This is a genomic window from Devosia sp. Root685, from assembly GCF_001427875.1.
In the GTDB taxonomy this organism is placed as follows: domain Bacteria; phylum Pseudomonadota; class Alphaproteobacteria; order Rhizobiales; family Devosiaceae; genus Devosia.
The window spans coordinates 554063-578251 of record NZ_LMHK01000002.1 but is presented as its reverse complement, the minus strand read 5'-3'; the positions used below and the strand labels follow the sequence as shown (position 1 = coordinate 578251).

At 62.4% G+C, this 24189-nt stretch carries 17 protein-coding genes; 11 read left to right on the top strand and 6 right to left on the bottom strand.

Annotated elements, in window-relative coordinates:
* Positions 1-15 precede the first annotated feature (15 nt).
* Positions 16-828: a carbohydrate ABC transporter permease gene (locus tag ASD83_RS11320; protein WP_056312344.1), complete on the top strand. Its 813-nt coding sequence runs from the start codon at positions 16-18 to the stop codon at positions 826-828.
* 134 nt (positions 829-962) lie between these two features.
* Here the strand turns inward: ASD83_RS11320 and ASD83_RS11315 are convergent, their stop codons facing one another.
* Positions 963-4004 carry an autotransporter outer membrane beta-barrel domain-containing protein gene (locus tag ASD83_RS11315; protein WP_244489151.1) on the bottom strand — a complete coding sequence of 1014 codons (3042 nt, stop codon included), beginning with the start codon at positions 4002-4004 and terminating at the stop codon, positions 963-965.
* A gap of 394 nt (positions 4005-4398) precedes the next feature.
* Between ASD83_RS11315 and ASD83_RS11310 the strand changes: the two genes are divergently transcribed.
* Entirely contained in the window at positions 4399-9882 is a 5484-nt protein-coding gene (locus ASD83_RS11310; protein WP_162249156.1) for an alpha-2-macroglobulin family protein, read from the top strand.
* A gap of 44 nt (positions 9883-9926) precedes the next feature.
* Positions 9927-12008: a penicillin-binding protein 1C gene (pbpC, locus tag ASD83_RS11305; protein WP_244489150.1), complete on the top strand. Its 2082-nt coding sequence runs from the start codon at positions 9927-9929 to the stop codon at positions 12006-12008.
* On the opposite strand, the gene ASD83_RS11300 is transcribed toward pbpC, so the two are convergent.
* The 3 genes from ASD83_RS11300 to ASD83_RS11290 form a co-directional block, all read right to left on the bottom strand.
* On the bottom strand, positions 12005-12283 hold the full coding sequence (locus ASD83_RS11300; RefSeq protein ID WP_056310907.1) for a helix-turn-helix domain-containing protein: 279 nt from the start codon (positions 12281-12283) through the stop codon (positions 12005-12007). The genes pbpC and ASD83_RS11300 overlap by 4 nt on opposite strands.
* Before the next feature lie 54 nt (positions 12284-12337).
* The gene (locus ASD83_RS11295) at positions 12338-12595 is read right to left on the bottom strand and encodes a helix-turn-helix domain-containing protein (RefSeq protein ID WP_056310905.1); all 258 of its coding nucleotides are present in this window, start codon (positions 12593-12595) and stop codon (positions 12338-12340) included.
* A gap of 80 nt (positions 12596-12675) precedes the next feature.
* Complete coding sequence (locus tag ASD83_RS11290; protein WP_056310903.1) at positions 12676-14193, bottom strand: ATP-binding protein; 1518 nt, start codon at positions 14191-14193, stop codon at positions 12676-12678.
* 50 nt (positions 14194-14243) lie between these two features.
* Here ASD83_RS11290 and ASD83_RS11285 point away from each other — a divergent pair, with 50 nt between their 5' ends.
* The 4 genes from ASD83_RS11285 (at position 14244) to ASD83_RS11270 (ending at position 17927) form a co-directional block, all read left to right on the top strand.
* Entirely contained in the window at positions 14244-14837 is a 594-nt protein-coding gene (locus ASD83_RS11285) for a response regulator transcription factor (RefSeq protein ID WP_082561125.1), read from the top strand.
* 335 nt (positions 14838-15172) lie between these two features.
* The gene (locus ASD83_RS11280; RefSeq protein WP_056310899.1) at positions 15173-17221 is read left to right on the top strand and encodes a flagellin; all 2049 of its coding nucleotides are present in this window, start codon (positions 15173-15175) and stop codon (positions 17219-17221) included.
* Between the two features lie 59 nt (positions 17222-17280).
* Positions 17281-17682, top strand: a complete 402-nt coding sequence (locus ASD83_RS11275) for a flagellar biosynthesis repressor FlbT (RefSeq protein ID WP_056310896.1) — start codon at positions 17281-17283, stop codon at positions 17680-17682.
* 5 nt (positions 17683-17687) lie between these two features.
* Positions 17688-17927 carry a helix-turn-helix domain-containing protein gene (locus ASD83_RS11270; RefSeq protein ID WP_156385927.1) on the top strand — a complete coding sequence of 80 codons (240 nt, stop codon included), beginning with the start codon at positions 17688-17690 and terminating at the stop codon, positions 17925-17927.
* Positions 17928-18029: 102 nt separating this feature from the next.
* Here the strand turns inward: ASD83_RS11270 and ASD83_RS11265 are convergent, their stop codons facing one another.
* Positions 18030-18800 (bottom strand): SDR family NAD(P)-dependent oxidoreductase, encoded by a 771-nt coding sequence (locus tag ASD83_RS11265; RefSeq protein ID WP_056310892.1) that lies wholly within the window; start codon positions 18798-18800, stop codon positions 18030-18032.
* Between the two features lie 18 nt (positions 18801-18818).
* The gene (locus ASD83_RS11260) at positions 18819-19505 is read right to left on the bottom strand and encodes a GntR family transcriptional regulator (protein WP_056310890.1); all 687 of its coding nucleotides are present in this window, start codon (positions 19503-19505) and stop codon (positions 18819-18821) included.
* A gap of 207 nt (positions 19506-19712) precedes the next feature.
* Between ASD83_RS11260 and ASD83_RS11255 the strand changes: the two genes are divergently transcribed.
* The 4 genes from ASD83_RS11255 (at position 19713) to ASD83_RS11240 (ending at position 24123) form a co-directional block, all read left to right on the top strand.
* Complete coding sequence (locus ASD83_RS11255; RefSeq protein ID WP_082561124.1) at positions 19713-21164, top strand: aldehyde dehydrogenase family protein; 1452 nt, start codon at positions 19713-19715, stop codon at positions 21162-21164.
* A gap of 61 nt (positions 21165-21225) precedes the next feature.
* Complete coding sequence (locus ASD83_RS11250; protein WP_056310886.1) at positions 21226-22185, top strand: substrate-binding domain-containing protein; 960 nt, start codon at positions 21226-21228, stop codon at positions 22183-22185.
* Positions 22186-22387: 202 nt separating this feature from the next.
* Complete coding sequence (locus tag ASD83_RS11245) at positions 22388-23398, top strand: ABC transporter permease (RefSeq protein WP_056310885.1); 1011 nt, start codon at positions 22388-22390, stop codon at positions 23396-23398.
* Positions 23395-24123, top strand: coding sequence for an ATP-binding cassette domain-containing protein (locus tag ASD83_RS11240; RefSeq protein ID WP_056310883.1), 729 nt, complete (start codon positions 23395-23397; stop codon positions 24121-24123). Before ASD83_RS11245 ends, ASD83_RS11240 begins: the two co-directional genes overlap by 4 nt.
* The last annotated feature ends 66 nt before the right edge of the window (positions 24124-24189 follow it).

Below are 24189 nucleotides of genomic sequence, written 5' to 3'. Positions count from 1 at the left end.
GATGGTCCCATCGACATGATCGGGCTGGTGCTGACGGTTATCACTATCCTCGTGGCGCTTGCGTCGTTCTTTCCGATCTATTGGGCTGTCATTACTTCGATCAAACCCGATGGCGAGGTGATTTCGGGGAGCAATTCGCTCTGGCCCAATCGCATGGTGTTCGACAGCTATATCCATATCTGGAACAACACCAATATCGGCATCTGGTACATCAACTCGATGGTGACCTCGCTGATCATTACGGCGCTGGTGATTGTCTCCTCGGCCGGCTGCGCCTATGCGCTGAGCCAGCTCGACTTTCCCGGGCGGCGGGTGATCTATGTTCTTATTCTTGCGTGTTTCATGGTGCCGATGCAGGCGCTGATCGTGAACCATTTTGTGCTGATGGCGCAGTTCAAGCTGCTCAATACCTGGGCCGGTATCATTCTGCCGCAGTTGATCGTTCCGGTTGTCATCATCGTCTACAAGCAGTTCTTTGACTCGGTGCCGAAGGAGTTTCGCGAGGCGGCGCAGATGGATTCTGCGGGGCATCTCAAAATCCTGTTCCGGATCTATCTGCCGATGAACTGGGGGGTGACGGCGTCGCTCGCCATCATCACCTTTATCGGGGCCTGGAATGCCTTCCTTTGGCCGTTCCTCGCCGCGACGGGAGAGGCGACGATGACCGTGCCGGTGGGCATTACCCAGGTGAAGGACGCTTATGGCATTGTCTATGGCAAGCTGATGGCCTCGGCCGTGGTGGCGGGTCTGCCGGTGGCGGTGGTTTATCTGATCTTCCAGCGGCGCGTGACGCAGGCGATCATGCTTTCGGCGGGGGTGAAGGGGTAGGGGCCGAAGCGTAGTGTAGCTTTGAACCAGGAGGGCGGTGAGGCATTGGGGCACGCCCTCGTGGTTCGAGGCTTTGCTCTGCAAAGCACCTCACCATGAGGGCTACTGAAGGGCTGCTGTCAGAAGAGCTACTGTTAGAACTTGACGTTCAGTCCCACGGTTCCGGACAGGTGGTAGCTGTTGCCGAAATTGGCGAGGGTGGTGCCGGCGGTGGCTTCGCCGTGGAGGGCATATTTGCCCTCGTTCCAGCTATAGGTTCCGCCAAGGCCGAGGCCACCCCAGAGAGCCTCTTCTTCGCGGGCAAGCCGGGTGCCGGCGAGGTTGGCCGCTGTCTCCGGCAGAAGGTCGTAATAAAGATTGGCGATGCCATAGGCGTGGAGGCGGTTGGTTTGGCCGGTCTGGTCGGTCCAGGAGGTCTGATAGTCGGCTGAAAGACCGAGCCGGGCCTTGAGGTCACTCCCATCGGTCAGGGATACGGCGGCGCCGAAGGTGTCGGTGAAATCGTCATATTTGAGGGCCGAATAGATCAGCTGCGCTTGCGGGGTCACCGACCAGTTGGGGCCGAGCGCGATCTGCTGCCCCAGTTCGAGCCCCAGCGCATAGCCGAAACCATTATTGCCGGCGACGAGGCTCCTGTTGGCCGTGGTGGAGGAAAGATTGCTGTCGTACCAGGTGAGGTTGGCCTGGGCGTCGAGATAAAAGCCCGATTGGCCGTACCAGGTCAGCGATCCGCCAAGGCCATAGCCCGTGCTGCCGATCGTGCCCTGGCCGAAGATCGAGGATATATCGGCAGAGACCGTGCCATAGCGGGCGGAAAGACCGCCGATCAGCCTGCCGTTTTCGTCGGCATGCAGTTCGCCATCGGCACCGGCCTGCAATTGCCAGATGCTGCTGTCATAGCTGGAGCCGGTGGTGCTGGATTTGGGGTTTTCCCGGTTGTGGGCGGCAATGATCCGGCCCCAGATGCCGCTATTGGCCTGGGCCGCTTCGGGCAGGGCGCCTATGTCCACCACGCCACTGGTCCAATGCCGATTGCCGACGCGTTGCTGAAGGGTTTCGAGCGTGTTGAAGCTCTGCAAGACGGATGCGTAGGCCTCGTAGACCGGCGCGCCCGCCTGATAGAGCGGCGTGCCGGGATCGATGAGGGAAGAGCGCAGATACCAGTCTCCGTCTGCCGGCGTCGTCACGCCGCCCCGATAGAGGCGATAGGCATAGGCGCCCCCGACCACGGCTGGATCGCCCTCGAATGTGTAACTACCCAGAAGCTTGAAAGTGCCGCCGGACAGCCCGGCGATATCGATGATCTTGATGCCCTGGATGGTCTGCGCGCCGGCGCCGCCGAGATTGATCACCTGCACATTGGTGGTGCCGGAGGTGTCGCCCGTTACCGCCAGGAGGTCGGTTGGCGAACTGTCATCGCCCAATACGGTTTCGATTTCGAGGGTGCCGCCATTGCCCACGTAATTGCCGGCGATGATCAGCGTGCCGATCGAATTGCCGGGCGCGATAGTGCCGCCGGCAAAATTGGTGGTGCCGCCCACCTGGCCCACGCCCTGCAGCCGGCCGCCATGGACCCCCATCGTGCCGCCCAGAATGCCATTGACCGACAGAATGCCGTTACGCACTTCCGAAGCGCCGGAGAGACCGGAGCTGTCGGCGGTCAGCGTGGTCATGCCGGTGCCGATCTGGCTTATGCCGCCGGTTCCCGTGTTCGTGCCGCTAAACGTCACCGCATCGGACCGGTTGAAGGCCAGGACGCCATCATTGGCCACATTGCCCAAAATTCGTCCCGACGTGCCGCCATTGCCGAGCTGCAAGATGCCGGCCGTGATCGTGGTGCCGCCGAGATAGGTGTTCTCGCCAGTCAGGGTCAGGGTGCCGGCGCCGGCCTTGATCAGGCTGCCTGCCCCGTTCAGTACGGGAGAGATGGCGATATTGTAGCCGGCCGTATCGAAGGTGCCGCCCGCAGCGCCGAGCGTTACCTGCTGGCTGCCAAAATTGGAGAAGAAAGAGGCATTGTGCCGGAGGGCCCGCACGGTGCCGCCGTCCACGGTGATGTCGGCCGTGCCGAGGCCACCGCGGAAGGAGCTGGTTTCCAGAACGCCGATGCGGCCGGGGGTGCCATTGATGATCAATGTGCCATTGGCGCTGACGTCCGACATGCCCAGCAATACGCCGTCCTTGGCGAAAACCCGTCCTCCATCTTCGATGGTCAGGGTGCCGAGGCCATAGTTGCCCAGGGTGAGGGAGAAGTCGGTCATCTGCCAGCTCGAGCCGAGCCCGGTTACGACGGCGGTGCCGCTGACGCCGGTGGCAGCGCCGACATAACCCTGGGTGCTGAGAACGGTGGCGCCGCCGTCAACGAGGAGGGTTCCGGTAGCGTAATTACCGACGACCAATTGATCGGAATTGGTCCATAGGGAGTTCGGCCCGGACACGATCACTTCGCTGCTGGCGGACTCGCCGATTATGCCCAGTGTGTTCGACACGCTGCCGGCGTTTAAGATGCGCAAACGGCCATCGTCGATTGTCAGCCTTCCGGTGTTTTCCCAGGAAGAGCCTGACCCCGAGACCAGGGCTTCGCCGTGGTAATCGTAGCCAAGAAAGGCATCGGCATTGACGATAACCTTGCCGCCGTCGAGAATCTGCAGCGTGCCGGCGGCCCCGTCTCCAACGGCAAAATGGCCGTTGTTGATCCAGGTCGATGCGGTGCCGCCCGCATCGGTGCCGGTGACGGTAATCAGGCCGCCGAGACGGCCGTCGGTGGTGGTGACGAGGCCCCCATCTTCGATATTGAACGTTCCAGCGAAAATGCCCAGTTCCGTTGCAGTGAGGGACGCGCCCGTCCCGGTCACCGTCGCCGTGCCCGCGGACTGGATGCCGACCCGGTCGGCCTCGGCGTTGCCGCCGGAGATGACCACGACATCGCCGGCTCCCAAGCTGGCCTCGATGGAGGCGTCCGGTGTCAGGCCGGCGTCCCAGTTGGCGGGGTCGAACCAGTTATTGTTCCCGGCGCCGCCGGTCCAGACATAGGCCTGTGCCAGGGCCGGGCCGGCAGCGCTGGCCATGGCGCAACCGAGCAATGCCGCGCGCATCGCCGGCAGAAGGGCCGATCTCCGCGAGGTCTTCCAAATGCGATGGCAGTTGGTCAGATCGACCGTTTCGCACCTTGTCATTTTTCTGCACTCGGGGTTGCCGGGTATAAGTTCAAATTCCTGTTTCGAGCTGCGCGGTGTCGCTGGGCTGTTCCGGCAAGATCCTAGCAGTATAGAAACGGAGAAATTGGAGAAATACTCGTCATATCATTTGTTTGACTCTGCATTTTCTTGGTTAAGAAGGGATTAAGCCCGATGGCCTGTCGCTTCTGCAAGGCGCCGGGGAGGGGCCCGCCGCGATGGCAGGACGGGGCGATTTTCGAGGATCTATCGCCGCGGATGAGGATCGCTGGGGATGTTTTGTGCGGATGTGCATGGGGCCGCTAAACTGCTTTGAAAATGTCATAATTTGCCTGCCTCTTGCATTCTGACTGGGGTTGGCTTCCTTATGCGGGGCCGTGTTTGGGAGGGTGGGATGCTGGGTGGACGCCGTGTGATCCGTGCTGTGTTTGGCGTGTTGGTTCTGGCTTTGGCTGGGCTTATGCCGGTCGCGGCCGAGACGAAGATAACGCTCTTTGAAAACACGGACCTGCCCGGGTTCGACTATTCCATCGTCAAAGACACAGACCTCGAGAGCTGCCAGGCGGCGTGTAGCGCGGACAATATCTGTCGCGCTTTCACCTTCAATTCGCGCAGCCAATGGTGCTTCCTCAAGGGCGATATCGGCGAGCGCGCCGAGTTTTCGGGCGCGACGTCGGGCCGCGTCAGCCGGTCGCCCACGCCGGCGGTGACCGAGGCGGTGCGGCAGGCTGAATTGCCGTTCCCGGCGCAATCGCTGGTCGATTCCGCGAAGAGCTTTGCGCGCGATCTGCCCCAGACCGATGCGCCGGCGCCGAGGTCGGTTTATGCCGATCTTGTGGCTTCGGGCGACGAGGAAGTGGGCAACGAGAATTATCCGGCCGCGATGGTTGCCTACCGGCAGGCCCTGGCGATCAATGCCAATGATCGGGCCGTGTGGCAGGCGCTGGCCGAGGCCGCTTTGCGGCGCGCCGATGTGGTGGCGGGGCAAAGCGAGGGGGACAATAGCTATGACCTCTCCTATGTCGGCTCCAATGCGGCAATGAATGCCTTTTTGCGCTCGACGAGCGAAGACGAGCGGGCGGCGAGCCTTCGGGCGCTGGCCAATGCCATGGAATATCGCGAGATGTGGCGCGAGGTGATCGCGACCTATCGTGCGGCTTTGGCGCTGGTGCCGGATGCCGATGTCGAGGCGCATCTCGATAGCGTCGTGGCCCAGCATGGGTTCCGGGTGACGGACCATGTGGTGGATGCGGAAGCGGCCTCGCCGCGCATCTGCGTGGTGTTTTCCGAGCCGCTCGCGAGCACCGATGTGTCCGCCTATGTGTCTGTTGCCAATGCGCCGCAGGTTTCGGTCGAGACCGAAAGCGAGCAGGTTTGCGTCGAAGGCGTGCAGCATGGCAGCCGCTATACGATCAAGCTGCGCGCCGGGCTTGAAGCCGCCAGCGGCGAGGAACTGGCCAAGGACGTCGATCTTAGCGTCTATGTGCCCGATCGCGCGCCTTTCGTCGGTTTTGCCAATACGGCCTATGTGATGCCGGCAGGGCTCGGCGGCGGGCTGCCGATTACCTCGGTCAATGCCGAGACGGCCGAGGTGATGATCTATCGCATTGGCGATCGCGGGATTGCGACGGCGGTGCGCGATGGCGTGTTCCAGGGGAGTCTCACGCAATATAATGCCGAGGATATTGCCGATCGCGTGGGTCAACAGGTGTGGACCGGCGAGGTCGATCTGGCGCAGGGTGCGAATAATGCGCTGACGACGACGGCCATTCCGGTGGCTGAGGCGCTGGGGACGTTGGAAGCTGGGGCCTATGTGATCACGGCGCGGATCAAGGGCGAGCCGGAGGCCGATTATTGGTCTGACCTGGCGACGCAGTGGTTCATCGTCACCGATCTTGGGGTGACGACGATTGCGGGCGACGATGGCGTCCATGCCTTTGTGCGTAGCCTTGCGACGGCGCAGCCGGTGGCCGGGGCCGATGTGCGGCTCGTGGCGGTCAATAATGAAATTCTGGGCGAGGCCAAGACCGATGCGGATGGCCGCGCGGTGTTTGCGCCGGGGCTGGCGCGCGGCACGGGCGGCAGGGCGCCGCAATTGTTGGTGGCCGAGACGGAGGGGGATTATGCCTTCCTCGATCTGTCCAAACCTGCATTCGATCTGACGGATCGCGGGGTTGAGGGGCGTCCGTCGCCGGGGCCGCTTGATCTCTTCATGACCACGGAGCGCGGCGTTTATCGGCCGGGCGAGGTGGTGCATCTGACCGCTCTCCTGCGCGATGCGCGGGCCGATGCGGTGGAGAACATCAAGCTCACGCTCGAAGTGGAGCGGCCCGATGGCGTCGTGGCATCCAGCCAGGTGATGGATGACGCGGGGGCGGGCGGCTATTATGCGGCGCTGCCGATGGCAAGCGAAGCCATGCGTGGCTCGTGGACGCTGCGGCTTTATTCCGATCCCAATGCGGCATCGCTCTCGAGCACGACCTTCCTCGTCGAAGATTTCGAGCCGGAGCGTCTGGCCTTTGAAATCAAGCCGCAGGGCGATGGGGCGTTTATCGCCGATGGCGTCAACCTGATCGATATTGCGGCGAAATATCTCTATGGCGCGACGGCGCCGGGGCTGTCGGTTGAAGCCGATGCCATCGTGCGGCCGCGGACGAGCCTGCCGGAATTTCCGGGGTTCACCTTCGGCCGGCTGGACGACACTATCGAAACCTCGCGCGAGCCGCTGGGCGTTGTCGGGGTGACCGATGACGAGGGTAATGCGGTGGCCGAGGTGACCTTGCCCGAGGGCCAGGCGACGACGCGGCCGCTCGAAGCGCAGGTGTTGTTGCGGCTGGTCGATACCAGCGGGCGCACGGTTGAGCGCAGCATTACGCGGCCGGTGCTGGCGGATGGCGACCGGATCGGCATCAAGCCGGTTTTTGCCGATGCGACGGGGCTCGAAGAGGGCAGCGAAGCGCAGTTCGAGCTGATCACCGTGTCGCCCGAGGGCGAGAAGGTCGCGGCGACGGGACTTGGCTGGACGCTGTCGCGGGTCGAGACCAATTATCAGTGGTATCGCGACGGCAGCACCTGGAAGTGGGAGGGGATCACCACCACGCGCGAGATTGCCAATGGTTCGGCCGATACGCCGGATGGCGGTTCGGTGACGGTGGGTGCCAATGTCGATTGGGGGCTCTATCGCCTCGAAGTCGAGGGGCAGGGTACCTCGTCGAGCTATGAGTTCTATGCCGGCTATTATTATGCCGATGCGGGTTCTGACACGCCGGACACGCTACAGGTGGCGCTCGACAAGGTGGCCTATAAGGTCGGCGAGACGGCCAACCTGAAGCTCGACCCGCAATTTGCCGGCACGGCTTTGGTCATGGTGATCGACAATCGCGTCATCGCCATGGAAGCGGTTGAGGTGCCGGAAGGCGGCACGACCGTGCCGCTCGACGTGACCGAGGAATGGGGGCCGGGTGCATATGTGACGGCGGTGCTTTATCGTCCGTCCGATACGGCGGAAAAGCGCATGCCGTCGCGGGCGCTGGGTCTGGCCTTTGCCGATGTGGAGCCGGGTGATCGCAAGCTCGACGTGAAGCTTGGTGCGCCTGATGTGACGCTGCCGCGGCAGAGCTTTGAGGTCAGCGTTGATCTCGCCAACGTTGCAGCGGGCGAAAAGGCCTATGTGGCTGTGGCGGCGGTGGACCTAGGCATTCTCAATGTCACCAATTTCAAGGTGCCGGCGCCGGATGACTATTACTTTGGGCAGCGCCAGCTCGGCATGGAAATCCGCGACCTCTATGGCTCGCTGATCGATCCGACGCAGGGTCTTGCCGGGGCGATGCGCTCGGGCGGCGATGGCGGGGGCTCGCGTTTGGGCACGCCGCCGCCGATCTCGGTGCTGGTGGCGCTGCATACGGGCATTGTGGAAGTCGATGCGGATGGCAAAGCCACTGTAACTTTCGACATGCCTGATTTCACCGGCACGGTGCGCGTCATGGCCATGGCCTGGACCGCCTCGGCGGTGGGGCATGCTTCGGTCGATGTGATCGTTCGGGATCCAGTGGTTGTTACCCTCAGCCCGCCGCGCTTCCTGCGTGTCGGCGACGAGGCGCGGCTGCTGGTCGAGGTCAACAATGTCGGCGGGGCTGCTGGCTCCTATCAAGTCGCGCTTTCGACCGGGGAAGGCATTTCCACCTCGGCGGAGACAACCGATGTGGAACTCGGCGAGGGCGAGCGGACGGCGCTCGATCTCAAACTCAATGGCATGCAAATCGGCGATTGGCCGGTGCAGCTGACGGTGACCGGGCCGGATGGAACGACGCAGACCAAGGAGCTGTTGCTTGGGGTGCGTCCGACCAGTGCGCCGGTGACCACCAGCCGTTTGGTGGCAATCAAGGCGGGTGGCAGCGCCAGTATTGATGCGAGTTATTTCGACGGGCTGCTTGCCGATACGGGGTCGATGACCCTCGCCATTGGGCCGATTGCACGGCTCGATGTGCCGGGTCTGTTGCTCTCGCTCGACCGCTATCCCTATGGCTGTGCCGAACAGACGTCCAGCCGCGCCCTGCCGCTGCTCTATCTCAACGAGGTGGCGCAGATGATCGGGGTGGCCAAGGACGATAAGCTCAACCAGACGGTGATCGACGCCATTGCCAGCACGCTGGCGAAGCAGACTTCGGCTGGTGGGTTCGGGCTCTGGGGGCCGTTCGATGGCGGGGATTTCTGGCTCGACGGGTTTGTCACCGACTTCCTGCTGCGCGCCAAGGCGGCCGGCTATGCCGTGCCCGAACAGGCGATGAGCATGGCGCTCGACAACCTCTCCAACCAACTCTCCTATGCCAGCGACTTCGACAATGGCGGCGAAGACATTGCCTATGCGCTTTACGACCTGGCGCGCGCCGGTCGGGTAGCGATGGGCGACCTCCGCTACTATTTCGAGGCGCGTCTTGCCGCCTTCGGTTCGCCGCTGGCACAGGCGCAGCTTGGCGCGGCTTTGGCTCTTTATGGCGATACGACGCGCGCCAATGAGGCGTTCGTTGCTGCGGTCGAAAGCGTCGGTACGGCACGGAACACCAATCGCTATCGCAGCGACTATGGTAGCCGGTTGCGTGATCTTGCCGGGGTTTTGGCGCTGTCGGCCGAATTCAAGCCGGCAGGGGTCGACCTGACTTCGCTCGCCAATCAGTTGGCGAAGATGCGGGATCGGGCGCGCTATACCTCGACGCAGGAGGATACCTGGACGCTGCTGGCCGCTTCGGCGCTCGGCGCGGGCAGCACGGATGGGTCGATCACCCTCAATGGCGAGGCGCTGACGGGGCAAGTCTATCGCCGCGTCGAAGAGGCGGGCTTTGAGACGGTCGAAATCGGCAATGGCGGTTCGGCCGATACCGAGGCCAAGGTGACGGTGACGGGTTATCCGGCAGTGCCGCCGGATGCTTCCGATGATGGCTTTGCCATCTCGCGGGCCTACTACTTGCCCGATGGCACGGAGGTCGATCCGACCGAAGGCACGCTGGCGCAGAATGACCGCCTGATCGTGGTGCTGCGCGTGCGGCCGCATGATCTGGGCTCGGGACAATATGTCGTTGCCGATCCGTTGCCGGCAGGCTTTGAAATCGAGAACCCGAACCTGTCGGATGGCGAGGGCGTGTCTGATTTCAACTGGCTGTCGCTCAATATCCCGGTGCATATGGAATCGCGGACCGACCAATATGTCGCCGCCTTCCGCTATGGCTCGGATCCCGGCACCTTCACGACGGCCTATATGGTTCGTGCGGTGACCCCGGGCACATTCGTGCTGCCGGGCGCGACGGTGGAAGACATGTATCGTCCTGAATCCCGTGGCAATACGGCGGCATACTCGATCGAGATCACCGCTCAGGGCCAATGACGGACGAGGGTAGAGAGTCACAACAAAAACAGCCGCGCCCTTGGGTGGCGCGGCTGACGCTTTTTGGCTTTTCGGTTTTTGTGCTGGTGCTGGCTGGGGTTATCCAGCTGGTGTCGTGGACGACAACCATTTCGGCTTCGCTGCCACCGGTGCCCGATCTCGAAACAATGCCGGTTTCGGCGGAGGTGACGGATCGCGATGGGCTGTTGTTGCGGCCGTTTACGACATCGGGGGGGCACTGGCGCCTGCCGGTGACGCGGGCGGATGTCGACAAGCGTTTTATCGACATGCTGATTGCCTATGAGGATCGCGGGTTTGCGAGCCACGAGGGCATTGCCTGGAACTCGATGTTGCGGGCGGCGGGGCAGTTCGTCTTGGCCGGGGGGAGGGTCGTTTCGGGCGGCTCGACGCTGACCATGCAGGTGGCGCGGCTGGTCGAAGGGCAACCGACGCGCAACGCTTTTGGCAAGCTCCGGCAGATGATCCATGCCCAGCAACTGGAAGCCCGGCTCAGCAAGGATGAAATTCTCGACCTCTATCTGACGCTGGCGCCTTATGGCGGGAACATTGAAGGCATTCGCGCCGCGAGCCTCGCCTATTTCGGCAAGGAGCCGGCGCGGTTGACGACGGCGGAGGCGGCGCTGCTGGTGGCGTTGCCACAATCGCCCGAGGCGCGGCGGCCTGATCGCGATGCTGCGGCGGCTTTGGCGAGCCGGAACATGGTGCTCGACAGGCTGGTGTCGCTTGGGACCATTGCCGCGGAAGAGGCGCGGGCGGCAAAGCTCGAACCGGTTCCGACGGCGCGAAAACCGTTTCCGATGCTGGCGGCGCATATGGCGCAGGCGGCGGTGAAGGCGCAGCCGGGGGCGCGAACGGTGGAACTGACGCTCGATAAAAGGTTGCAGGATGCGCTGGAGCGGCTGGCCTCGGCGCGGGCCCGGTTGATCGATCCGCGCGTGTCGGTAGCGATCCTGGCGGCGGATATCGATACGGGGGAAATTCTGGCCTCGGTGGGGTCGGCGGGGCTTTTGGCAACCGAGAGCGCGGGCTTTGTCGATATGACCAAGGCGGTGCGCTCGCCCGGATCGACGCTGAAGCCGCTGATTTATGGGCTGGCGTTCGAGCTGGGGCTGGCGCATCCGCAGAGCTTGATCGAGGACCGGCCAACGGCTTTTGGCGGCTATGTGCCGGTCAATTTCGACGGGTTCAATCGCGGCACGGTCACTATCCATGATGCGCTGACGGAATCGCTGAATATTCCGGCGGTGGTGGTGCTCGATGCGGTGGGGCCGGCGCGGCTGGTGTCGCGGCTGAAGCGCGCCTATGCCAATCCGCGCCTGCCGGTCGATACGGCGCCGAGCCTTGCCGTGGGGCTGGGTGGTGTCGGGATTACGCTGCGCGATCTCGTGTCCGTCTATGCGGCGCTGGGGCATGGGGGCAAGCCGGTGGCGCTTTATGATGGGCTTGGCGAGAGGCCGGTGCCGCAGATTTCGGCGCCGGTGCTCGATCCGGTTTCGGCCTGGTATGTCGCCGATATTCTGGCCGATGTGCCGCCGCCGCTGAATGGGTCGCCGGGGCGCGTCGCCTATAAGACCGGCACGTCCTATGGCTATCGCGATGCCTGGGCCATCGGATTTGATGGCAAGACGGTGGTGGGGGTCTGGGTGGGGCGGCCGGATGGCGCGCCGGTGCCGGGATTATCGGGGATTTTGGGGGCGGCGCCGATTCTCTTTGAGGCGTTTGACCGGCTGGGGAGCCGCAAGGCGGCTTTGCCCAAGGCGCCGCCGGGGGTGCTGTTTGCGTCCAATACGCAATTGCCGGTGCCGTTGCGGCGGTTTAGGCACCCTGATGAGGATCTCGTCGCGCGTATCTCGGCGCCCGAGATCGCGTTTCCTGCCGATGGGGTGGACGTCGATCTCGGGCTCGGTGCGGGGGCGCTATCGCCGCTTGTCGTAAAAGTGCGAAATGGGGTGCCGCCCTTCACCTTCTTTGCCAATGGGGCGCCGTTCGGGCGGTCGCAGTTCGCGCGGCAGGATAGCTGGACGCCGGATGGGCCGGGTTATGTGACGCTCTCGGTGGTCGATGCCGAAGGGCGGGGCGATACGGTTACGGTGTTTCTGGATTAGCTGGCGTCGGACCGGATCGCAGGGCGCCGGCCGGCTTTGAGGGGTTTTGGGCGGGCTTCATCGAGCGCCGGGGGGATGAAGAGCTCGGCGATCGAGACGGAGAGGGCCGTGGCCACCTTGTCGAGAATGCCGATTGAGGGGTTTTCCATGCCGCGCTCGAGCCGGCTGACATAGGTGCGATCGACCCCTGCGCGTTCGGCGAGCTTTTCCTGGGACAGTTTTCGTTCGACGCGCAGACGCCGCATGTTCCAGGCTACAAGTTCTCGGCTATCCATGACAGTTTCAGCGCTCCCCAGGGGAACGCTACACAAAGCATGGCCGCGCCGCAATCAGCCGTAGCGTTGTTGCTGGACTTGATTTTCGGCTGTGGTTACTTCGTCAAAGAGCTCATGGGGGGCGACACCGAGCGCGGCGGAAAGCTCGTCCAATTGGTCGAGCGCGATTTCGAGCGAGGACGCGACGAGATCGGCAACCGCTTCGTTCGGCCAGCCGAGTTTTTGAGCAAGCGCGTCAAGGCTCGTGCCCTGCATTTCGCAGAGCCGCTGGACGTTTTGTCCGAGGAGAGTGGCGGCCGGCAGGCGAGTCATGGCATTCCGATTCGTGTGCTTGAGCCGTTGCAATGTATCGGCGATGGGCGCGTGGGCCGGGGGTATTAAGACCGGTGCGCCTACCTCTTTGGGGGTAGGATGATGCCCTTGCGGTTTTGTTCGTCGACCATTTCGGCGCCCAAGAGGCCTGCCGCCTGCGTGACGATGCGGAGGCCAAGACCGCCGCGGCTCGACTGGTGCGGGACCGAAGGCTCGAAGCCGTCGATAACGAAGATGCCGACGCCGGCCGGTCCGGGCTCGATCCGCACTTCGACCGTGCCGCCTTCGGGGGTGAGGCGAATGGCATTGTCGAGATGGTTGGAGAGGATCTGGAACAGCAGGTCGCGATCGGAGATCACGGTGAGGTCGGTGTCGGGCCAGATGAGGCGCTGCGCGCGGTGCTGGGCCCTGGGGGTATAGGTGGCGCGCAAGCGGTCCATCAGTTGCGCCAAGTGCAGCGGCGCGAGTTCGGCGCTGATGTCGCCGGTGTCGAGCCTTGCATAGGCCAGAATGCGGGTGAGGAGGTCCGAGGTCACCGTGCCGAGCTGGCGCACGCGGGCGAGGGCCGTGTTGCGGACCTTTATGTCGCTGGACGCGTCAACGGCGGCGACCGTCAGGTTGATGGCTTCCACCGGCTGGCGCAGGTCGTGGCCGAGCGAACGCACCAGATGGCGCTGCAGTTCATAGGCCTTTTCCAGTTCCTCGGTGCGCTGGGCGACGAGGGCTTCGAGCCGTTCGGCGGTCTGCTGACGTTCGGTGGTGGCGGCGCCGACGAGCAGAGCGGCGATGGCGGTGGTGAGAAGGAGGGCAGGCAAATCGGCAACCGCCACGGCACCAGTGAAAATCATGGCGACGGGCGGGGTGAGGACGCAGGTCAGGAAGGCTGCGGCGGCGGCGTGCTCGAAGCCGCCGCGGAGGGCAAAGACCAGCACCGACGGGAGCACGAGATACCAGAGGTTGATATCGAGCGTGGGCCCCAGAGCGCCAATCAGCGCGGCGAGCGAGAGGGTGGCTGCCTGCATGGCAAAAGCGCGGGCGCTGGGCCATCGCCAGGCGCCGAGGGGGCGGCCCAGCGCCAGCAGAATAGCCGGTATGAGCATGGGCGGAACCATTATGGCGCCCAAGGCGTCGCCAAGGAACCAGGGCTCTGCCAAAGGCAGGGCGTGCGCGGGATCGAGTTCGCCGAGCAACACGCTTTGTGCGATGCCGGCGGCGGAGGCGACGGATGCCGCGCCGATGGCGGTGCCGATAAACCACTGCACTTCGTGCCAGGTGCGGAAGGGCAGGGTTATGCGCATGACTTTGGTGAGGAAAAATCCGGCGCCGCCATAGATCAGATAGATTCTGATGCTGTGGAGAACCAGATCAAAATCGCTGGTGATGTGGATATCGAAAATCTGCCGCATGGGCGGCGATGCGATCGACAGATGGGCCAGCAGCGGCACCAGTTTCAGCCATCCGGGAGCTGCCATGACAATGGCCATGGTGACGCCGGAGGGCAGGAACCACACACTTGAATAAGTCGGGAAAACGGTAAATAGATCGGCGATGCGGAATGAAACGAGCCAAATCGCGGCAAGAAGAATGGCCGCTGACATGGTCCGTAAAATTTGCATAAAATCTCTCAAAGCTCTGAGTTGGTTGGAATTTGTCTAGAAAGTTGCTGATTGTCGACGATCATTTGCTTTTTGCAGATGCCGTTAAATTCTTGCTGGACTCTAGCGGCGCCGACATGGAAGCGCAGGTTTTTTCCTCGCTCGCAAGCGTGCTGGACTTTTTGTCCACCGATGCGCCGGTAGACCTGTTGCTGCTGGACTATTCCATGCCCGGCACCAGCGGCATTGAAGCGGTGGAAATGGCGGCAACAAGGCGGCCGGGTCTGCGCATCGCCTTTCTTTCCGGACTCGACGATCCGCAGGTGGCCGGAGAGGCGCTGCAGCGTGGCGCCGTCGGCTGGCTGTCCAAATCCATGCCAGGCGAAGCACTGATCAATGCCCTCAACCTGGTGCTGGCCGGCGAGCGCTTCGTGCCGGCCGATCTCCTGCTGCGGCAGCAGGCCAGTCCCCTGACGCCACGCGAGCAGGACGTGGCCGCGCTTTTGGCACGCGGTCTTTCGGACAAGGAGATCGCCGAGCAACTGTCGCTGCAGGTTGGCACCGTCAAGGTGCATGTCAAAAGCCTCCTGCGCAAATTCGACGCTGCCAACCGCACGCAATTCGCCCTGCGTTATCGCGGCGCCTGAAGCGGTTTTGGTCTGACCCCGGCGAATCCCTACACCTGCGCCGGGGCCCATCCAACGATCTCAGGATGACAGCCGGTGGGCGGTCCAATTTTCCATTTTGGGCGGCGCCATCGTCCTCTGGTCCCCTCTTTCCCGGCATTCCCTGGAGTTTCCGTTGCCGCGGGTGTGGCCTTGCGGCCCCAGATCAGCGCCGACGGTTTATGAGTGCAAAATTTCCTTGATTAATTGTAGGTCTATTTGCATCATTAACGCGCTTTTAATGTGATGCGTACAATCCTCTGATTTGTGAAGGGCTGCATGAAGCGGCTCAATTTTCCAGAAGGAAAGCACCACACATGGGTTCCGATATCTCTCTCTCGAAGGCCGTTCGCACGAACCTTCTGAGCCTGCAGAACACCGCCGAAATGATGAACAAGACGCAGAACCGTCTTGCCACCGGCAACAAGGTGAACTCTGCTCTGGACAACCCGTCCAACTTCTTCACCGCCTCGGCACTCAACAGCCGCGCTGCCGATATGAGCAACCTGCTCGACTCGATGGCTTCGGGCATCAAGGTCATCGAAGCCGCCGACAAGGGCATCAGCGCGATCACCAAGAATATCGAGTCCATGCAGTCGACCCTGCGCCAGGCTCGTCAGGACAAGTCGTTCCAGACCGACACCTATGAAGTGACGGCTGACAGCACCCTGAAGCTCTCGGGTGGTCAGTTCGGCGAAGGTTTCGACGTCAAGCTTCAGGCTGCTTCCGGCGGCCAGTCTGCCAATGTCACGACCGCTGCTGTCTGGGCTGATCCGGCCGGCGTTGCCGGTCAGACCGCTGGTCCGCAGGTTCTCGTCAAGTTCGACGATACGCTCAACGGCACTGCGATCAAGGTTGACGGTCTCACCGTAACCTCGACCACGGCTGCTGGTGCTACCCAGGCGGCCTTCATGACCGACCTGCAGGCTCAGCTTGACACCGCTACCGGCACCACCGGCGCCACCAGCAAATATATCGTTGCTGCTGACACCGTTGACGCCACCAAGGTGTCGATCCAGCTGCGCGAACCGACCGGCGTTTCGCCGAAGGTCGAATTCGCCGGTTCGGTTGCCAAGGCAACCCAGGGCGTCACCGAGATCGACTACGCTGCGATCACCTCCATGGGCGGCGTGACCGCTGGTGGCCAGGGTATCAATATCGGCGGTTCGTTCGACGAGCTCGTCAAGGGTCTTCAGGACAAGGCCACTGCCGGTAGCTACACCGTCGAAGTCGATGCCGCTGCCAAGAAGATCAAGCTCGTCAGCACCGCTTACAGCGGCGCAGGCCCGGTTATTGCCGGTATCACCGGTGGCACCACCAGCACCGCCGGTTCCACCGGCGTTTATACCCAGGACGTCGCAGCTCGTTCGTTCAAGATCGATGTGACCTATGGCGACAAGACCGCCAAGCTCGACATCGTCAGCCGCGACGCTTCGCCCTACGCCAAGGAAAATCAGCTCAAGGATATCAACGATCAGCTCAAGGCTGCCGGCATCAACGATGTCACTGCCTCGCTCGATAGTTCCGACAAGCTGGTTTTCACCTCGACCAGCGCCGAAGCCAAGACCTTGGCAATCTCGGGTGCTGACGCCAACGCTCTGTTCGGTGGCGCCACGGTTTCGACCGGTTCGCCGGCCGTTTCTGCCTACAAGTCGTCCAACACGGTCGATCAGTTCGTGGAAGAGATCAACCGCAACGCTGGCACGGTCGGCAAGGTTCGCGCCTCGAACGACAACGGCAAGCTGCGTATCGAGAATCTCTCGACCCAGGAGCTCGACGTCGAGTTCGACAAGGACGGCGCCGGCGTTGGTGCACCGACCCAGCACAAGATCGCTGGCAACGTCATCCGTGACAACCTGGCCAAGCAGTTCAACGAACTGCGCGACCAGCTGGACAAGTTTGCCGACGACTCTTCGTTCAACGGCATCAACCTGCTCCGCGGCGACAAGCTGACGATCACCTTCAATGAATCCGGTTCCTCCTCGATCCAGATTCAGGCCAAGGACAAGAACGGCAATGAGCGGGCAATCACCGCTGCCAACTTGAACCTGGAAAGCCTCGTCGGTCAGGACCTCGACAAGGACACCGATATCGATGCCCTGCTCGGCAAGCTTTCGACCGCTCTGTCGGAACTTCGCTCGCAGGCTTCGACCTTCGGTTCGAACCTGTCGTCGGTCGAAAACCGCCAGACCTTCACCAAGAACATGATCAACACGCTCGAAACCGGCGCGGCGAACCTGACCTTGGCTGACACCAACGAAGAAGCTGCGAACCTCCTGGCTCTCCAGACCCGCCAGCAGCTCTCCTCGTCGGCTCTGTCGATGGCTTCCCAGCAGGACCAGGCTGTTCTGCAGCTCCTGCGTTAATCGCCAAATTTCGGGGGCGGCGGCAACGCCGCCCCCGGTCTTGCCCAGAAGGAAAGACGATGGCTCTCAAACTGACTGTCAAACCCGGCGAAAGCTTTTTCGTGGGTACTGCGGAAATCACCGTTCAATGCGACAGCATCGTCAATGTTCTCGTGGGGGGTAAGGCCCCCGTTTTGCGTTCCGAGGACTATCTTGCTGAAGCCGATCTGACTTCGCCCGCCTTTCGCCTGCGCCATGCGGTGCAGCAGATGTATCTGACCGGCGATGTTTCGGGGCACCACATTGCCTATTTCGAAGCGGTGCAGGCCCTGCTCGCCGAGGCGCCGCAGCATTCCGGGCTCGTCGCCGAGGTCAATGGCATGCTGATGAATGGCGCGACTTATAAGGCCATCAAGCTGCTGAAGTGTCTCTCCAATCCCGAGCTGACCGAGACCCGGGCCAAGCTCAAGCTGGTGGGTTGAACGCCATGGCCGTTACCGCTTTTGCCACTCCTCCCGAAATGACCGGCGCCATGCTGATCGCCGGCAATGTCGTGCGCCTGCGCCGCATCCGTAATCTCAGTCTCGAAACGTTCGCGACGCGGCTCGGCTGGAGCCTTGCCGAAGTGCGGGCGCTCGAAACCTCGGACAAGTTCAACCTGGCGCTCGATGATATCGACAATCTCGCCCAGGCGCTGGACGTGGAGCCGGCGGCACTGTTCGTTTAGGGTTTTCCACACTCTCAGCATGTCATCCCCGCGAAAGCGGGGATCTGTGTTTGGAACAGGGATTCCCGCTTTCGCGGGAATGACGTTGTGGTGGAGGAGGGCTCAGCTATGGGCCCAGCCGCCATCGACGATGAACTGCTGCGCCGAGATCATGGCGCTGTCGTCGGCGGCGAGGAAGAGGGCCATGCGCGCGATGTCGTCGGGCTGGACGCGGCCGGCGAGGGCCTGAGTGGCGTCGATCTGGGCTTCGGCCGCTTCGTCGATCCAGTGGGTCAGCTGCCGCTCGGTCATCACCCAGCCGGGCACCAGCGTATTGACGCGAATGCCTGACTTGCCGAGTTCGCGGGCCATGGCGCGCGTCAGGCCATGGGTTGCCGCCTTGGCGGTTTCATAGATCGGAATTTTTGGCGACATGATCATCCAGCTGATCGAGCCGGTATTGATGATCGAACCGCGACCGGCTTTCACCATGCCCGGCGCGACGGCCTGAATGGCGAAAAAGGCGTGCTTCAAATTGACCGCCATGCGCTCGTCCCAATAGGTGGAGGTGACCTCCTGCCATTCGTGGCGCTGGTCGTGGGCGGCGTTGTTGACGAGAGCGCGGGCATCACCATGGGCGGCGGCGAAGCCGGCGATGGCGGCTTGATACGCTGATGTGTCGGTGATGTCGCAGCGGGTGAACAGTGCGGTTTGGCCGGCAGAGGTCAGCTCAGTCGCGAGGGTTTTTCCGCGCTCGTCCTGGATATCGACAAAGCCCACCTTGGCGCCCTGGGCGGCAAAATTGCGCACCAATGCTTCGCCAATACCGGAGGCGCCGCCGGAAATGACCACGGGCATGCCGGCAAGGCTCGGATAGCGGGCGGATTGCGTCATTGGTGAACTCCGGGCGGGCTAGATAAAGAGATTGGCGTGACGGGTTTCTAGCTCGGGAAGCTCGTCGAGAATACTGCCCAAATGCGTGGCCATGGCCGCTTTTGCGGCTTCGGCATCGTTGTTATCGATGGCGTCCATGATGGCGGTGTGTTCGCGGACGCGGCGGGCCATGTCGGCCTCGCTTTGCAGCGTCATGTTGCAGACCCGGTCCATGTGGGTCTTCATATCGGCAATGGCGATCCAGGCGATACCGACCCCGGCGCCGGTGGCGATGGCGATGTGGAAGGCTTCGTCATGCTCGCGGAAGGCGGCGTGGTCGAGTTTTTCGGCCGCCTCGGCCTGTTTCACCAAGAGGCTGGCGATGCGCTTGCGCTGCCAGGCGTCGAAATTTTGGGCCGCCTTGGCGACGACGGCGATCTCGACCGATTGGCGCACGAAGAGCGCTTCGATCATTTCCTTGGCCGAGATGCGCGCGACGACGGTGCCGCGATGGGGGCGGATTTCGATCAACCGCGAATTGGCGAGGCGGATCAGCGCTTCGCGCACCGGCTGGCGGGAAACCCCGAGTTTGGTCGCGATATCCTGCTCGGACAGGCGCGTGCCGGGGAGCAGGTCGAGCTCGATGATCGAGCGGCGCAGGTCCTTTTCGATTGATGCTGCCGCGCTTTCGCCGCTCTCGGTCGAAGTCTGCATTTCCAGAGTCATACTACATCTCGCCCATGCCATTGACAGCTTGGGTCAATGCGCCATACGGTACCATACAATTCCATACAGGACGCGTTAAAACGGGTCCAGCATCTTCGGGGAGGTGGTCAGTCCGCCATGGCCATAACACGTCAATCCAGCTTTCAGGGCAATTTTGCCGTTCCGAATCTTAGTGATCCGCGGGTTCAGAGTAAACGCTCGCATCGCATGGTTATTGACGGGAAATCGGTAGATGCGGCTTCGGGCAAGGTCGTGGAGCGCGAAAGCCCGGGCCATCGCGGCAAGGTTATCGCGACTTGGCCAGCCGGCTCGACGGAAGATGCGTCCCGCGCTATTGGCGCGGCGCGCGTTGCCTTTGATGATGGCCCTTGGGGGCGGATGAGCGGGGCAGAACGCTCGACCATTTTGCATGCCATCGCCCGGGGCATTCTGGCCCATCAGGACGAGCTGGCGCTGATCGAGTGCCTTGAGACGGGCAAGCCGATTAATCAGGCCAAGGGCGAAATCGGCTATTGCGCCGATCTCTGGACCTATGCCGCCGGCCAGTGCCGCGGGCTTGAGGGCGACACCCACAATGCCATCGGCACCAATCGGCTGGGCCTTGTATTGCGCGAACCGGCAGGGGTGGTCGGCATCATCACGCCGTGGAATTTTCCGTTTATCATCGTGTCCGAGCGGGTTCCGTGGGCGCTGGGGGCGGGTTGCACGGTTGTCGTCAAGCCGAGCGAATTTACTTCGGGCACGACGATCCGGCTGGCCGAAATCGCGCTGGAGGCAGGGCTACCGGCTGGCGTGTTCAATGTCATCACCGGCTATGGCCCGGATGTCGGGCAGATCCTTGCTGAAGATCCGCGCGTCGATATGATTGCCTTTACCGGCTCGGTGCGCGTTGGCACCCAGTTGGCCGGGATTGCCGCGCGCAATGTGAAGCGCGTCGGGCTTGAACTGGGTGGCAAGGGGCCGCAGATCGTTTTTGGCGATGCCGATCTTGAGGCCGCTGCCGATGGCATCGCCTATGGCGTTTTTCACAATGCCGGCCAGTGCTGCATTTCGGGCAGCCGGTTGATCGTCGCCAATTCCATCCGTCCGGCGCTGTTGGAGCGGTTGCTCGATCTTTCCCGTCGCCTGCCGTTTGGCGATCCGCTGGCCGCCACGACCCGCTATGGCGCAATGGTGTCCGTGCCGCATCTCCACAAGGTGGCGGGCTACGTGGCGGCTGGTCTGGAAGATGGCGCCGAACTGCTGCTGGGCGGCGAGACGATCGACGAGGGCTCGGGTAATTTCTTTGCCCCCACGGTTTTCAACGGGGTGCGGCCCGATATGCGGATCGCGCAGGAGGAAATCTTCGGACCGGTGCTGGCGACCATTGGTTTCGACACGCCGGAGGAGGCTGTCGCGCTCGCCAATGGGACCCCGTTCGGGCTTTCGGCCGGCGTCTGGTCACGTGATCTCGAAACCGCAATCCAGACGACGCGAAAACTGCGGGCGGGGCGGTGCTGGATCAATTCGGTGATCGACGGCACGCCGGAAATGCCCATCGGTGGCTACAAGATGAGCGGCGTCGGCCGGGAACTCGGCCGCTACGGCTTTGATGAATATTCGCAGTTCAAGGGTCTGCACATGACCCTTGGGCGCGGTGAACCCTGGTTCAGTCACTGATCCAGGCCAAGACAGTGGGACCTGAGGAGGCCCGCTTTATTCGAAAGGGAGGAGAACCCAAATGAAACTGACAAAGAAGAAGGCAGCTCTACTGGCTGGTTGCGCGCTGTTTGCAACCGCCGGCGGCGTCATGGCGCAGGATCAGGTGCCGGTCAAAACGACCATGATCATCTATCTCGACCCCAGCGTGCAGTTCTTCAATCCGGTGGTCAAAGGCGCGCAAGACGCCGCTGCCGCCTTCAACGTCGATCTCGACGTGCAATATGCCAACAATGACCCGGTGCGCCAGAACGACCTGATCGATACGGCCGTCGCCACGGGCGTCGATGGCATTGCCGTCGCCATCTCGTCGTCTGACGCGTTCGACGCCAGCATTTGTGCAGCGGTCGATGCCGGGCTCATCGTTATCGGCTTCAACAATGACGACCTCGAAGGCTCCGCCGGCAATTGCCGTCAGGCCTATGTCGGCATGAACGAAGAAGCCTCGGGCTATGAACTGGGCATTCGCATGATCGAAGCCTTCGATCTCAAGGAGGGCGACACCGTCTTCAACCCCCGCGAAATCCCCGAGGCCAGCTTTGCCGTGGCCCGTGGCGGCGGCATCGAGCGTGCCATGACCGAGCATGGCATCAAGGTTGAAACCGTCCGTGCCGGTCTCGATCCGGCAGAAGCGCAGAACATCATGGCCCAGGCCCTGATCGCCAACCCCAATATCAAGGCCGTGTTCGGCACCGGTTCGGTGACCTCCACCGTTGGCGCGGGTGCCATTAGGGATGCGGGCGTCGATGTGCCCTTCGGCGGGTTCGACCTCGCCGTCGAGATCGTCAATGCGGTGGAATCGGGCGCCATGTTCGCCACCATGGACCAGCAGCCCTACTTGCAGGGTTACTATCCGATCGCCCAGATCGCCATGGCCGCGCGCTATGGTCTGACGCCGACCGATGTCGACACCGGCCAGGGCGCTTTCCTCGACCAGGCCCGCATCGGCGTCGTAAAGCCTTTCATCGGCACCTATCGCTGATCGTTCGGGGTGGGGCGACGGGACTTGGTCTCGCCGCCCCACCCCCTCCCACAGCCGAGCCTTCAATTTTCCACGGCGTCATTCCCGCGAAAGCGGGAATCTCAGTGATCCCAAGGGGAGATTCCCGCTTTCGCGGGAATGACGCCGTAGGTGGAAGGTGAGGACGTTGACCGCTTAAACACTGGACAAAAACGTGACCGATATGACCCATGACCGGGCCGTTGCGCCCCGGCGCTCGGCGGGAGAGTGGCTCCACAGCCTTCTCAGCATGCCGGCAGGCGCCATTCTGCTGGTTTTCATCGTCGTGCAGCTTGCCTGCATTATCGCGGGGCTGCTGTTCCCCGACGATTTCCGTTATCTCTCAGCGGCCAATATGGGCATCATGATGCGCTCGGTGCCGGTGCTCGGTTGCCTCGCGCTTGGGGCCGGCGTGTTGATGATCGCGGGGGAGTTCGATCTCTCCATCGGCTCGGTCTATACGCTCACCGCCATCATCATGGCGATCCTCGTGAGCAATGGCGTCGATGCCTTTATCGCTGCGCCCGTCGGGCTACTGGTCGGAGCGGTCATTGGCCTCGGCAACGGGTTTCTGACGCTGAGATTCAACCTGCCGAGTTTTATCGTTACGCTCGGTGGCCTGCTGTTCTGGCGCGGCGCGGTGCTTCTTATTAATGGCGCGGTGCAGGTGCGGTTCGATCCCAATCCGGTGTTCAATGGGCTGTTTTCCGGCACCGTTTTGGGCATCAACGCCGCCTTCATCTGGTTCATTGTGCTGTGCCTTGTTTTCTGGGCCGTGCTGCATCGCCATCGTCTCGGCAACCACATCTTTGCAACGGGCGGCAATCGTGCGGCGGCGACCGCCATTGGCGTCAACACCGGGCGGATCAAGATGATCGCCTTTGCGATTGCCGGGTTCATGGCGGCCTTTGCCGGTATTCTGGCCACCACCCGCGTCGGTTCGGTGCAGCCGGGGCAGGGTGCCGGGCTGGAACTGCAAGCTATCGCTGCCTGCGTCATCGGTGGGCTGTCGCTGCGGGGTGGCCGCGGCTCGATCCTCGGCGTGTTCCTCGGGGTGATGCTGATTTTCACCATCACCGACGTGTTGCTGCTGATGCGGGCGCCGGGCTTCTATCTCGACATGTTCATCGCCACGCTGATCGTTGCCGCCTCGATCTTCAATCACGGTCTTGATCGCCGGGGAGCCGAGTCATGAGCCTCTTGGAACTGCATAATATCACCAAGACCTTTGGGCCGCTGAAGGCGCTGACCGACCTGTCGTTCGCGGTCGGGCACAGCGAGGTTGTCGGTCTCCTCGGGGACAATGGCGCGGGGAAGTCGACTACGGTCAACATGCTCTCGGGCATTCACCAGCCGAGTTCGGGCTATATTTCGGTCGATGGGCAGCGCCAGACCTTTGCCAATCGCCGTGCCAGCGCCGAGGCGGGGATCGAGACGATCTACCAGAACACGGCGCTGGTCGATTGCCTGTCCATTTCGCGGAACATCTTTCTTGGCCGCGAACTGACGGATCGTTTCGGGTTTTTGGACCTGAAGAAAATGCGCGACATTGCCATGGAAGTGCTGGAAAGCGCCGTGCATATTTCGGGCATCGATAGCCCCGACAAAATGGTGGGCGACCTTTCGGGCGGCCAAAAACAGGCCGTGGCGATTGCCCGTGCGGTGTTTTTCAAGCGGCGGGTGTTGCTGCTCGACGAGCCGACCTCGGCGCTATCGGTGCGGGAGACGGAGGCGCTACTCAATCAGGTGCTGAAGCTAAAAGCCGAGGGCGTATCGAGTGTGCTGGTGACGCACAATCTCTATCACGCCTACCAGGTCTGCGACCGCTTCGTGATCATGAGCCATGGCACGAAAGTGTTCGATGTGGCGAAAGCGGATACGACGATCGAGGAACTGACGCAGCATGTGGTGCTGACTTAGGTTTGCGCCATCCTCCAGTAGACCTCATCCTGAGGTGCGAAGCGTAGCGGAGCCTCGAAGGACGGG

Coding starts and splice junctions, on each gene's coding strand:
- ASD83_RS11320 (WP_056312344.1), top strand. CDS start 16: ATGATCGGGCTGGTGCTGACGGTTATCACTATCCTCGTGGCGCTTGCG.
- ASD83_RS11315 (WP_244489151.1), bottom strand. CDS start 4,004: ATGACAAGGTGCGAAACGGTCGATCTGACCAACTGCCATCGCATTTGG.
- ASD83_RS11310 (WP_162249156.1), top strand. CDS start 4,399: ATGCTGGGTGGACGCCGTGTGATCCGTGCTGTGTTTGGCGTGTTGGTT.
- ASD83_RS11300 (WP_056310907.1), bottom strand. CDS start 12,283: ATGGATAGCCGAGAACTTGTAGCCTGGAACATGCGGCGTCTGCGCGTC.
- ASD83_RS11295 (WP_056310905.1), bottom strand. CDS start 12,595: ATGACTCGCCTGCCGGCCGCCACTCTCCTCGGACAAAACGTCCAGCGG.
- ASD83_RS11290 (WP_056310903.1), bottom strand. CDS start 14,193: ATGTCAGCGGCCATTCTTCTTGCCGCGATTTGGCTCGTTTCATTCCGC.
- ASD83_RS11280 (WP_056310899.1), top strand. CDS start 15,173: ATGGGTTCCGATATCTCTCTCTCGAAGGCCGTTCGCACGAACCTTCTG.
- ASD83_RS11275 (WP_056310896.1), top strand. CDS start 17,281: ATGGCTCTCAAACTGACTGTCAAACCCGGCGAAAGCTTTTTCGTGGGT.
- ASD83_RS11270 (WP_156385927.1), top strand. CDS start 17,688: ATGGCCGTTACCGCTTTTGCCACTCCTCCCGAAATGACCGGCGCCATG.
- ASD83_RS11265 (WP_056310892.1), bottom strand. CDS start 18,800: ATGACGCAATCCGCCCGCTATCCGAGCCTTGCCGGCATGCCCGTGGTC.
- ASD83_RS11260 (WP_056310890.1), bottom strand. CDS start 19,505: ATGACTCTGGAAATGCAGACTTCGACCGAGAGCGGCGAAAGCGCGGCA.
- ASD83_RS11255 (WP_082561124.1), top strand. CDS start 19,713: ATGGTTATTGACGGGAAATCGGTAGATGCGGCTTCGGGCAAGGTCGTG.
- ASD83_RS11250 (WP_056310886.1), top strand. CDS start 21,226: ATGAAACTGACAAAGAAGAAGGCAGCTCTACTGGCTGGTTGCGCGCTG.
- ASD83_RS11245 (WP_056310885.1), top strand. CDS start 22,388: ATGACCCATGACCGGGCCGTTGCGCCCCGGCGCTCGGCGGGAGAGTGG.
- ASD83_RS11240 (WP_056310883.1), top strand. CDS start 23,395: ATGAGCCTCTTGGAACTGCATAATATCACCAAGACCTTTGGGCCGCTG.